Origin of the sequence: Couchioplanes caeruleus, from assembly GCF_003751945.1 — a bacterium.
Classification (GTDB): Bacteria; Actinomycetota; Actinomycetes; order Mycobacteriales; family Micromonosporaceae; genus Actinoplanes; species Actinoplanes caeruleus.
Map to the genome: position 1 here is coordinate 1,818,756 of NZ_RJKL01000001.1, position 12,545 is coordinate 1,831,300.

Annotated in this window: 3 protein-coding genes; 2 read left to right on the plus strand and 1 reads right to left on the minus strand. The window is 76.3% G+C overall.

Annotated features, from left to right (window positions below; genetic code table 11):
• Window positions 1-33 precede the first annotated feature (33 nt).
• Entirely contained in the window at window positions 34-11,280 is an 11,247-nt protein-coding gene (locus tag EDD30_RS07895; RefSeq protein ID WP_123678148.1) for a non-ribosomal peptide synthetase/type I polyketide synthase, read from the plus strand.
• Window positions 11,281-11,287: 7 nt separating this feature from the next.
• Window positions 11,288-11,953, plus strand: coding sequence for an HAD family hydrolase (locus tag EDD30_RS07900; protein ID WP_123678149.1), 666 nt, complete (start codon window positions 11,288-11,290; stop codon window positions 11,951-11,953).
• Window positions 11,954-11,972: 19 nt separating this feature from the next.
• Here EDD30_RS07900 and EDD30_RS07905 read toward each other — a convergent pair whose 3' ends face one another.
• A complete protein-coding gene (locus tag EDD30_RS07905; RefSeq protein WP_244945160.1) occupies window positions 11,973-12,527 on the minus strand; it encodes a sigma-70 family RNA polymerase sigma factor in 555 nt (184 codons plus the stop codon).
• Window positions 12,528-12,545: the final 18 nt, after the last annotated feature.

Here is a 12,545-nt window from a genome sequence, read left to right on the forward strand (position 1 = left end):
CTGCGTGCCGAGCGAGACCTGCCAGGAGTGTTCATGACGCTGACCGACGTGCTGGTCCGGGCCGCGACCCGCGCACCGGACCGGGGCGTGGTCCACGTCGGCGACGCGGGGACCGAGCGACTCACCACCCACGCCGAGCTGTACGCCGACGCGCTGCGGATCGCCGGCGGCCTGCGCCGGGAGGGGCTGGCCGCCGGCGACTGCCTGCTGGTGGTGGCCGAGGACAGCGCCGAGTTCCTGCCGCTGTTCTGGGGCGCGGTGCTGGCCGGCGTCGTACCCGTGCCGTTGCCGCCGGAACCGGCCCGCCTGGCCGCCGTGGCGACGCTGCTCGGCGGGCCGCCGCTGGCCGGCGACGCGGTGCTCGACGGCGCCCGGGTGCTCTCCGCGTCCACGCTGCGGCGCTCGGCGCCGCTCGCCGCGCCGGTCCCGGTCACGTCCGGCGACCTCGCCATGCTCCAGTTCTCCTCGGGCAGCACCGCGACACCGAAGGGCGTCGAGCTCACCCACGCCAACCTGGTCGCGAACCTGGAGCAGGCCGCGCGGGCGAGCGCCCTGGACGGCGACGACGTCGTCGTGACGTGGATGCCCTACTTCCACGACATGGGCCTGATCGGCACCCACCTGGTGCCGCTGCACCGGCGCTGCCGGCAGGTGCGGCTCAGCCCGCTGACGTTCGCCAAGCGACCCGAGACGTGGCTGCGCACCGCCGAGAAACACCGGGCCACCGTGTTGTCGGCCGCCAACTTCGCTCTGGCCCTCACCGTACGGCGGGTGGCCGGCGAGACGCTCGACGGGATCGACCTGAGCAGCGTCCGGCTGATGATGGTGGGCGCCGAGCCGATCTCCCCCGCGGTGTGGCGGACGTTCGCCGACACGATGGCACGGTCCCGGCTCGACCCCCGGGCCCTGCGGCCGGTGTACGGGCTGGCGGAGGCGAGCGTGGCCGTCGCCTTCACACCGCCGGGTGAGCTGGCCCGACCGCTGCGGCTGAGCCGGGCGGCGCTGGCCCGCGGCGTCGCCGTGGACGCGGCGGCGGACACCCCTGCCGTGGAGCTGATGGACGCCGGCCGCGCCGTGCCGGGCTGCCGCATCCGGATCGTCGACGAGGCCGGACGGCCGGTCGAGGACGGCCTGGTCGGCCACATCCAGGTGCGCGGCCCGAACGTCACCCGCGGCTACCATCTCGACCCGGCCGCGAGCGCCGCCGCGCTGGCCGACGGCTGGCTGCGCACCGGCGACACCGGATTCCTGCGCGCGGGCCGGCTCTGCGTCACCGGCCGGGAGAAGGACGTGGTGTTCGTCCACGGGCGCACCTTCCACGCCTGCGACCTGGAGGAGGTGGCGGCCGCGACGCCGGGACTCGGGGCGGGGCCGGTGGCGGTGGTCGGCGCGACCGACCCGGCGAGCGGCCGGGAGCGGGTCGTGGTGTTCCTGGCGGCGCCGGCCGTGCGCGCGGTCCCGGAGGTGGGCGCGAGGGTGCGGGCCCGGGTCGCGGAGGCGCTCGGGTACGACGGTGTCGAGGTGCGGGTGGTCCCCAACGGGGCGTTCGCGCGTACCACCAGCGGCAAGCTCCGCCGCCAGGCCATGCGGGAGCGCATCGGGGCCGACGAGATCCCGGCGCCACTTGCGACGCCGGCCGCGCCTCCGGTGGCCCCGCCCTCCCCCGGCCGGATGCCGGAGAGCCGGGCCGACATGGAACGGACCGTGCGCGCGGTGTGGTCCCGGGTCCTGCGCATCCCGCAGGAGCGGATCGGCCCGGCCGACCGGTTCCTGGCGATCGGCGGCTCGTCGCTGGCGGCCATGGAGGTGCTCGCGGCGCTGGAGGACACGCTCGGACGTACGCTCGATCCGGTGCTGTTGCGCGACTGCGCGACCGTTCCCGCCCTGGCCGACCGCTTGCTGGCCGCTCCGCCCGCCCGACCGGCGCCCGGCCCGGCTCCGAGCACGGAACCCACGGGCACCGAGCTCGCGGTCATCTCGATGGCGTGCCGCTTCCCGGACGCCGACACCCCGGAGGAGTTCTGGCGCAACCTGCTCGCCGGCCGCGACAGCGTCGCCCCGGTGACCCGGTGGCCCGGTGGCGGCCACGGCGCCTTCCTCGGCGACCCGGCGCTGTTCGACGCCGGGTTCTTCGGCATCGACGACGCCGAGGCCCGCTACCTCGACCCGCACGCGCGCATCTTCCTGGAGCTGGCGTACGAGGCGCTGGAGCGCGCCGGTCTCGCCGGGCCGCGCCGCCACGAGCGCCGGATCGGCGTGTTCGCGGCCGTGGGCGAGAGCGGATACGCGGAGCTGGTGGCGCGGAGCGGGGCCGCCGGGCCGCACGCGATGACCGGCACGATGCGCGGCCTGCTGCCGGCGCGGGTGGCCCACCTGCTCGATCTGCGCGGCCCGGCCCTCGCGGTGGACACCGCCTGCTCGTCGGCGCTGGTCGCGCTGCATCTGGCTTACCGCAGTCTCGCCGCGGGCGACTGCGACGTCGCGGTGGTGGGCGGGGTCAACCTGCACCTGACGCCGACCGGCGAGCGGCTGCTCGGCGGGGCGCAGGCGCTGTCGCCGACCGGGCGGTGCCGGGCGTTCGCCGCGGACGCCGACGGTTTCGTGCCCGGCGAGGGCGGCGCGGCGCTGGTGCTCACCCGGCTCGGCGACGCGGACGGCGACCGGGTGCTGGCGGTGGTGCGCGGCACGGCCGTCAACAACGACGGCCGCTCGCTGAGCCTGATGGCACCGAACCCGCTGCGGCAGCGGGAGGTGATCGCCCGGGCGTACCGGGACTGCGGTGTGGACCCGGCCGAGGTGTCCTACGTGGAGGCGCACGGGACCGGGACGGTGGTGGGCGACCCCGTCGAGGCGCAGTCGCTGGCATACGCGTTCCCGCCTGCGCCGGACGGGCGGGCCCGACTGCTCGGCTCGGTGAAGACCAACATCGGGCATCTGCTGCACGCGGCTGGACTGCCCGGTCTGGTGAAGGTGGTCCTCGCGCTGCGGCACCGGGAGCTGCCGCCGTCGCTGCACCACGATCGCCCGTCGCCGCGGTTCGACCTGGCGGGGGCCGGGTTCGAGGTGGTGACGTCGCGGCGGCCGTGGGCCGGTCCCGCCGTCGCCGGGATCAACGGGTTCGGCTTCGGCGGCACCAACGCGCACGCGATTCTGGCCACGCCGCCCGTGCCCACACCCGAATCTGTGGATGCCGGGCCGGCGGACGGGCCGCACCTGCTCACACTGTCGGCCCGGTCCGCGGTCGCGCTGCGGGCGGCGGCCGGCGACCTCGCGGAGCATCTGCGGACCCATTCCGGGCTGCGCGAGGCGGACGTGTGCGCGACCGCCTCCACCGCCCGCGACGACGGGCCGTACCGGGTCGCGCTGGTCGCCGACGGCGACCTCGCCGGGCGGCTGGCGGCCGCGGCGAGCGGACCGCCCGTGGGCCGCGCGCCCCGGGTGGCGCTCCTCTTCGGCGGGCAGGGCACCCAACGTCCGGGCCAGGGCGCCGCGCTGTACGCCTCCGCGCCCCGGTTCCGCGCGGTCCTGGACGAGGTGTCCGCGGCGGCCGGTCCGGTCGCGGGCCGCACCCTGCGCGAGTGGTGCACGGACCCGGCGGTGCCGGCCGGCGACCTCGCCCGCACCGAGATCACCCAGCCGCTGGTGGTCGCGTTCGGCCTCGCGCAGGCGGCCCAGTTGCTCGCGAACGGGATCCGGCCGGAGGCCGTCACCGGGCACAGCATCGGCGAGCTGGCCGCCGCGGCGACCGCCGGGATGCTCACCCCGGTGGAGGCGGTGCTCCTGGCCGCCGAGAGGGGACGGCTGACCGCGGAGCTGGCCACGCCGGGGGCGATGGTCGCGGTGGCCGCGGACGCCGGCGCGGTGGCGCCGGTGCTGGACGCCGGCGTGGTCCTCGCGGCGGACAACGGCACCCACCAAGTGGTGCTGGCGGGGCCGGTCGAGGCGGTCGAGGAGGCGAGCCGGCGGCTGGCCGCCCTCGGCATCGACGTCCGCCGGCTCGCCGTCTCGCACGCCTTCCACTCCCCCTCCATGGCCCCCGTGGCCGGCCCGCTCGGCCGCCTCGCCCCGGCCGTGCGGATCCCGAAGATTCCGCTGCTCAGCACGGTGACGGGCGACTGGGGTGCGGCGTACGACGCGGCCTATCTGGCGGCTCAGGCGGTGCGGCCGGTGCGTTTCGCGGCCGCGGTGGACCGGCTGCGCGGCGCCGGTTTCGACACCTTCGTGGAGGTGGGCGCCAGCGTCGCGCTGGCACCGCTGATCCCGGCGGCAACGGTCCGCCCGGCCGGCGGCGACGCCCGAGCCCTGCTGGCGACGGCCGGAGACCTGTGGCAGCGCGGCGCTCCCCTCGACCGCACCCGGCTCGACGCCGGCACGCGATGGGTGGAGCTGCCGACGTATCCGTTCCAGCGGCGACGCTACTGGGTGACCGACGGGACCGCCGCATCGGCGACGGCTGAGCCAAGCGACGCGCCGTCGGTTCTGGCGACGCCGCGGTGGGTCGACGCGCCTCTCGCCCCGGCGGCGGCCCGCTCGGGCGACCCTGCCGACCCGGATGGCTCTACCGCGACCGCGACCGCGCCGGTGACGGTGGTGACGGCCGGACCCGCCACGGTCGACGACGTGGGTGCCGCCGCCGCGAGGGTGCTGGCGGACGCACCACGATCGGGACACCTCCTCGTCGTCACCGAGGACGTCCACGTCACCGGTGCCGGCGCCGAGCGGCCGAACCCGGTTCACGCCGTCTGGGTGGGCCTGGCGATGGCGCTGGCGGACGAGAGCCCGGGCCTCGGCGTCCGCATCGTCGATCTGTCCTCGACGGATCCGGCGGCCGCCCGGCGGGACGCCGTCGCGCGGGAGTCGGCCGACCCGCCGGTGCCCGGGCCCGCGCGGCTCGTCGCCTGGCGGGGCGGCCGGCGGCTCGAGCGCCGGTTCGCCGGCGCCGCCGCGACCGGGCCGGTGAGCCTGCCGCCGGACGGGCGGTATCTGATCGTCGGCGGAGCCGGCGCGGCGGGTACCGCGGTCGCCCGGGACCTGGCCCGCCGGGGACGCCCGCATCTCGTGCTCGCGGGTCGCTCGGAGGCACCGGCCGCCCTGCTCGACGAGCTCCGGGCGCTGGGGGCGGCGGTGGAGTACCGCCGGGCCGACGTGTCGGTGGAGGCGGACGTGGTCGCGCTGGTCGCCGGGCACGAGTTCGATGTGGTGGTGCACGCGGCCGGGGTGGTGCGGCCGGGCAGCCTGCGGTCGGGGACCCCGGCGGAGATCGCGGCCGAGCTGGCGGCCAAGGTCCGGGGCACGCGCCTGCTCGCCGAGGCGTTGCGGGAGCAGGATCCGCTGGTCGTGGCGTTGTCGTCGGTCTCGTCGGTGCTGCCCGGGCTCGCCGGTGCGCTCGGCGCCTATGTGGCCGGCAACGCCCATCTCGACGCGTTCGCCGCGGCGGAGCGGGCGGCCGGACGGCGGTTCGTGGCGGTGAACCTGCCGATGCTGACCGGCGGCGGGCTCGCCGCGGCTCAAGACCTCGTCACCGGGGTCCCCGCCGCGGCCGGCGACGGGCTTCCACTCGACCGGCTGCCGGAGACTCTGTGGACGGCCGTCGCCGTGGGCGCATCGCAGGTGCTGGTCAGCGCGCCGCGCCGACCCCCGGAGGCATCCGGAGTCCCGGCATCGGCGCCCCGCATGAGCGAGACCGGGGCGCTCGAGCACAGCACCACGACGGCCGGGATCGGCTACGACGAGATCGTCACGATCGTGCGGGACCTGCTGGCCGGTCCCCTGGGCGTCGAAGCGGCGACGATCGGCATCGACGAGCCGTTCCTCAACCTCGGGCTCGACTCCCTGACCGCCGTCGACCTGGTCAAGAAGCTGGAAGCCCGGCTCGGCCGTACGTGCTCGACCACGCTCTTCTTCGAGCACCGGACGGTCGGCGACGTCGCCCGGCACCTCGCGGCCGCGGCGGACTTCCCGCTCAGCCCGGTGCAGCGCGCCTTCGTCACCACCGGCCGGTTGTATCCCGGCGTTCCCGCGTACGCGTCCGTCCGGCAGACCGTGACCGGCCCGGTCGACCCGGATCGGCTGGGACGGGCCTTCGCGGAGCTGGAACGACGCCATCCGATGTTGCGCGTGCGGTTCCACCGGGGCGGACAGCGGTTCACGGCGCCGGGGACCGGGCGGCCCGCGTGGTTCGGCGTGACCACGCTCGCCGAGCCGGTGGAGACGCTCGACGCCGCCCTGCGCAACCGCCTCTTCGACCTGACCCGGGAGGCACCGATCCGGGCGGTCCTGGCCGTCGCCGGCCCGGAGCTGTCGCACCTGCTGGTGGTCGCGCACCACGCCGCCGCCGACGGCTACAGCCTCGCGATCCTCGGCGACGAGCTGTGGGCGCTCTACTCCGGACAGGAGCTGCCCACGGCACCCGCCGCGACCTTCGCCGACCACGAGGCGGCGCGCTCCGCACCGGACGCGGCGGACCTGGCGTACTGGCGGGAGGCGCTGGCGGCGTACCCCGGGCTGGCGTTGCCGTTCGACGGTGACGCCGGGAGCGAGCCGGAGCCGCCGTACGCCGTCCAGCAGGTGACGGCCGATCCGGCGCTGACCGCGCGGCTGAGCGAGCGTGCCCGGGACGCGGGGGTGTCGCCGTTCCATCTGCTGCTGGCCGGCTATGTGCGGTGCCTGTCCCGGTGGAGCGGCCAGTCCGCGGTGCCGGTGATGGTGGCCCGCGCCGGGCGCACCGCGCGGCTCACGGCGGTGGAGCGGATGGTCGGCCCCTTCGCGGACACGCTTCCGGTGCTCGCCGAGCTGCGGCCCGGCGAGTCGGCGCTCGCGCTCGCCGGACGGTTGCGGGACGCGTGGCTGGACAGCGAACGGCACGACTCGGTCTCCACGGTGGACCTCGCCCGGATGCTGGCCGCGGACGGTGCCGCGCCGCGGGCGGCGAGCCCGGCGAGTTTCAGCTTCGCCCGGTTCCCCGATGCGGACGGCACGAGCGGCCACGTCGTGGCGACCACCGCCGGCACCGCATCGGCCGCGACGCGGCTGGGCCTGGTGTGCTTCGAGGCGCACGGCGCCCTGCACTTCTCCTGGAACTACCCCACTTCGCTGTTCACCACGGCCACCGTGGAACGTTTCGCCGCGGAGCATCTGGCGGAGATCGGTGAGCTCGCCGGTGCGGCGTCGCCACCGGTCCCGGTGGCGATGCGGATCCGGCGGCAGTGCCGTCGCTCGCCCGAGGCGGTCGCCGTCCTCACCGAGGGCGTGCCCCTGACCTACGGTGACCTCGACACCGCCTCCGACCGGCTCGCCGTCCGGCTGGCGGCGACCGGTGCGCGCCGGATCGGCCTGCTCACCGGGCCGGGTGCGGGCACGGTCGTCGGCGTCGTCGCCATCCTCAAGGCCGGGGCGGCGTGGGTGCCGCTGGACGCCTCGTACCCCGCCGCCCGCCTGGCCGCGCAGCTCGCCCGCGCCGGGGTGGGCGTGGTCGTGCACGACGACAGCACCCGCGACGCGGCCGGAGCCCTCGGCGACCTCACCCTGATCGAGACGCGAGACGGTGCGGACGGCACGCCGAGCCTTCCCGCGGCGGAAAACCGAAATCAAACCCCACAGAACCCTCCCGCGGCGGAGAATCGAAATCAAACCCCGGTATTGCCCGTGACCACCGGGCCGGACGACGACGCCTACGTCATCTTCACCTCCGGTTCGACCGGGCGGCCCAAGGGCGTGGTGGTCCACCACCGGGCCATGGCCAACTATCTCGACTGGGCCGTGGCGGCGTTCGGCTACCGCGCCGGCGACCGGCTGGCGCAGACCGCGTCGATCTGTTTCGACGCCTCGGTGCGGCAACTGCTGGCGCCGCTCCTGGTCGGGGCGACCGTCGTCGCCTGGGACCGGGACACCGTACGCGACCCCGGGGAGTTGCTGAGCCGGGTGGAACGCGATCGGATCACGGTGTGGAGCTCCGTACCGACGCTGTGGGAGCGGCTGCTCGGCGCCGCCGAGAAACGCGCCCGGCGGCCGGATCTCTCGGCGCTGCGCTGGGTGCACGTCGGCGGCGAGGAGCTGTCCGCCGCCCACGTGCGGCGCTGGTTCGACCTGGTCGGCCCCGGCGCGCGCCTCGCCAACCTGTACGGCCCCACCGAGACGACGATCAACGCCACCGCCCACGTGATCGACCGGCGCCCCGGCGACGACGAGGTGCACGTGCCCATCGGACGGCCGATCGGCGGCGCTCTGGCCGAGGTGATCGGCCCCGACGGACGCCGCTGCGGACCCGGCGAGGTGGGCGAGCTCCACATCGGCGGCGTCGGCGTCGCCGCCGGATACCTCGACGATCCGGAGCTGACCGCGGCGGCGTTCGTGGACCGCGACGGGCACCGGTGGTACCGCAGCGGCGACCGCGCCCACCGCGACCGCGACGGCGTGCTGTGGTTCCGGGGACGCGTGGACGACCAGGTGAAACTGCACGGGTACCGGGTGGAGCCGGGCGAGGTGGAGGCCGTGCTGCGGGGGCATCCGGCGGTCGACCGGTCCGCCGTACGCGTCGACGACGGGCGGCTCGTCGCCTGGGTGCAGCCCCGGGGCGACCTGCGGCCGGGCGGCGCCGAGCTGCGTACGTACCTGGAAGAACTGTTGCCGCCGTATCTGGTGCCCGCCCGCATCGAGGTCGTGGCGGCGTTGCCGCTCACCGCGACCGGCAAGGTCGACCGGGCGCTGCTGGCGCCGGGCGGCGCGGCAGCAGGGTCCGAGGCACCGCCGGCCACGGCGACCGAACGGCTGCTGGCCGAGGTGTGGTCGAGCCTGCTCGGCGTGCCGCAGGTCGGACGCGACGACGACTTCTTCGCCCTCGGCGGCGACTCGATCGGCGTCCTCGACCTGTTCGCCAGGCTGGAGCCGCATCTGCCGGCGCTCCCCCGCCCGACCGTGGTCTACCGGCATCGCACGCTGGCCGCCCTGGCCGCCGCCATCGACGCGGCAGGCGCCGAGCCCGCCGAGCCCCCCGAGCCCGCCGCGCTTGCCGAGCCCGCGGCGACGGACACCGGAGACGACGCGGAGTTTCCCCTCACCCCCGGTCAGCGCGGATACCTGCTCGCCGACGCGGTCGGTGCCCCGTCGGCCTGGCTGGCGGCGCCGCGGCTGCACGGACCGCTCGACCCGGAGCGCTTCCAGCGGGCCGTCGACGTGCTCGTCGCGCGGCATCCGATGCTGCGGACGGCGTTCCGCCGCGACGCCCGCCCGCCGACGCAGCACGAGCTGCCGCCGTCCGTCCGGGTGATCGTCGGCTACGACCCGGCACCGGGGCCGCTCGCCGCGGAGCTGGACGCCGAACGGGCCCACCGGTTCGATCCCGCGCGGTGGCCGCTGGTGCGGCTGCGGCTGCTGCGGGTCGGCGCGCAGGAGCACGTCCTGGTCCTGCACGCGCACCACCTGGTCGGTGACGGATACAGCGTGGCGCTGCTGGCCCGCGAGTTGCTGGCGGTCTACGACCGGGGTGCGGACGCCCTGCCGCCCCTGCGGTCGACGTTCCGCGACTACGCGGCACTGCTGGACCGGCTCACCGCCGTTCCCGTGGAGAACGACGGGAATGCCTTCGGCCCGGTGGTGACGACCGGCTTCACGCTCCCCGCGGCGGTCACGGCCGGGCTACGGCACCGTGGCGCCGCGGCCGGTGTGACGCCGTTCGTGCCGGTGCTCGCGGCGTACCGGAAGAGCCTCGCGACGGTGACCGGGCAGCCGGACCCGCTGGTCGGCGTGGCGGTGACCGGCCGTGACCATGCCCTGCCCGACCTGGGCCGCATCTTCGGCCCGTGCGCGACGGCTGTCGCCGTGCGCCCCGCTCCGGCCGGGGACGGAGGCGACCTGCGGCGCACGGCCGCCGCGGTGCTTCAGGCCCGGACCCGCACCTTCATCGCGCCGCGCGGATGGCGGTTCTTCTTCACCTACCTGGACTTCGACGCGCTCGGGCCGCCGCGGGGCGAGACCCTCCGCCTGTCCTGGGACGACGCCGACGCCGAGCTGGCGGTCCCGCCCGGCACGGAGACGCTGCTGGCGGTCCGCCCGGTCGACGGCGGTCTGCGGCTGACGCTGCGCGGCCGCGCCACACCGGACACCCTCGACCGGCTCGCCGCCGACCTGCGGTCGCGCCTGGAGCACGCGGCCGGCCCGCGGTCGCGGCGCGACCAGGCGGCCGGTCGACTGGATGCCGCTCTGGTCGGCTACCTTCCGGCCCCCGCGCATCTTGCGGCCCTGGCGGGAGACCTTCCCGCGGAGGTACGCGACGCGCTGCCGAACCTGGACCGGGAGGGCATCAGGGCGGCCCTGTTCCCGGACGGCGGCCCGCGCCTGCTGGAGACCACCCTGACGCCGCTCGGCCGGTCGGGATTCGTGTGCCTGCCCCGGTTCGCCGACGAGCTGACCGGCGCGAACCTCGCCGCGCACAGCGCCGCGGCGGTCGACCTCGCCGCCGCCCACGGCGCCCGCAGCGCGTCCCTGGCCGGGATGATCCCGTCGCTCACCGGGTACGGGACGGGCGTGGCTCGCCACGTACGCTCGGCGGGCCGGGTGACCAGCGGCCACGCGGTGACCGCCGCCTCGGTGGTCCGCACGACGCTCGCCGCGGTCACCGCCGGCGGCCGCAGGCTGGCGGACGTTGTCGTGGCCGTCGTGGGAGTGGGCTCCATCGGCACCGCATCCCTGCGGCTGCTGCTCGCCCGCGCCGGACAGGCACCGGCCGGGCTGCTGCTCTGCGACCTGCTGGCCACCGCCGGCAGGCTCGCGGAGCTGGCGGCCGCGATCGTGGCCGACGGCTACGCCGGTCCGATCGACGTCGTCACCGCCGGGCCTGCGGCGCCCGACCCGGTGTACCGCTCGGACGTCATCGTGGCGGCGACCAGCGGCGGCCCCGGCATCCTCGACGTCGACCGGCTGCGGCCGGGCACCGTCGTGGTGGACGACTCCTTCCCGCACTGCTTCGACACCGGGCGGGCCCTCGCCCGGATGCGCGACCGGCGAGACGTGCTGGTGGTGGGCGGCGGGCTCCTGCACTGCGGCCCGGTCGAACGGACGATCGCCGCCGGGCTGCCGGCCGTGGCCCGACCCGGCCTCCCCGGCACGGTGGCGTCGTGCCAGCTCGAGTCGCTGCTGCACGCGACGACACCGGGGTTGCCGCTGGTGTGCGGCCCGGTCGGCGCGGCGTCGGCCGCCGCCTACTGGGACGCCCTGGACGCGGCGGGCGTCCGCGCGGCCCCCCTGCATCTGCTGGACCGGGAGGTGCGCGTCCCCATGGCATGATCTTCCGGTGCTGCGCGCCGTCTTGTTCGACCTCGATGACACGCTGATCGACCACGAGAGCGCCGCCCGCGAGGCGGTCGTTGCCTGGGCGTCCGAGCTCGGCATCACCGATCCGGAGGTTCCCCGGCGCTGGGCCCGCGTCTCCGACCGGCACCTGGCCCGCTATCAGCGGCGTGAGCTCACCTTCCGCGAGCAGCGACGCGAGCGGGTGCGCGACTTCCTGCCCGGCCCGTTGACCGACCGGGAGGCGGATGACCTCTTCGCGGGCTACCTCGTGCGCTACGAGGCCGGCTGGAGGGCGTTCGAGGACGCGATTCCCACGCTCCGGCGCGCCCGCGCCGCCGGCCTGCCGGTCGCCGTCCTGACCAACGGCGACGAGGCCCAGCAGCGCCGCAAGCTGGACCGGCTGTCCCTCAGCGCCGAGATCGACCTGATGGTGGCGTCCTCGATGGTGCCCGCGGGAAAGCCGGACCCACGCGCCTTCCAGCACACGGTCGCGCTCCTGGGACTCGACGTCTCCGACGTCCTGATGGTCGGCGACTCCCTCCGCAAGGACGTCCTCGCCGCACGAGCCGCCGGCCTGCAAGCGGTTCTCGTGGACCGCACCGACGCCCACCGCGGCGCCGGCGTCCCCCGGGTGTGCTCCCTCCACGAGCTCGTCCTGGCCCGTTGAGCGGTTGCGGCGACCGGGGTCAGCCGGCCGCGGTGCGTGGTGCGCGGTTGTCCATTGCGGAGATCAGGTCTTCGCGTGCACGGGCGACCCGGGAGCGGATGGTGCCGATCGGGCAGCCGCAGGCGTCGGCCGCCTCGGCGTAGGACAGGCCGGCGACCTGGGTGAGCTGGAACGCCTCGCGCCGGTCGGGATCCAGCCGGGCGAGCAGGTCGGTCAGCGCGTGATACTCGTCGAAGCGGTGCCGGGCGTGCGGGCCGGCGGTGTCCGCGGCCTGCCGCCACTCGGGCAGGACGGTGAGCCGGGGGCGGCGGACGGCCGTGCGGACGTGGTCGGCGGCGACGCGGCGGGCGATGGCGAACAGCCAGGTGCGGACCGAGGAACGTCCGGCGAAGTCGGGCAGTGCCCTGATGGCGCGCAGGTAGGTCTCCTGAGTGAGGTCCGCTATGTCGCCGGGAGCGCTCAGCCGGGCGAGGAAGCGTGACACGTCCTGCTGGGTGGCGCGGATGAGGTCGCTCAGCGCGTCATGGTCGCCGCGCGCACCGGCGTACGCGAGCGCACTGAGGCTGTCGGTCACGGGCGGCTCCGGCCGGCG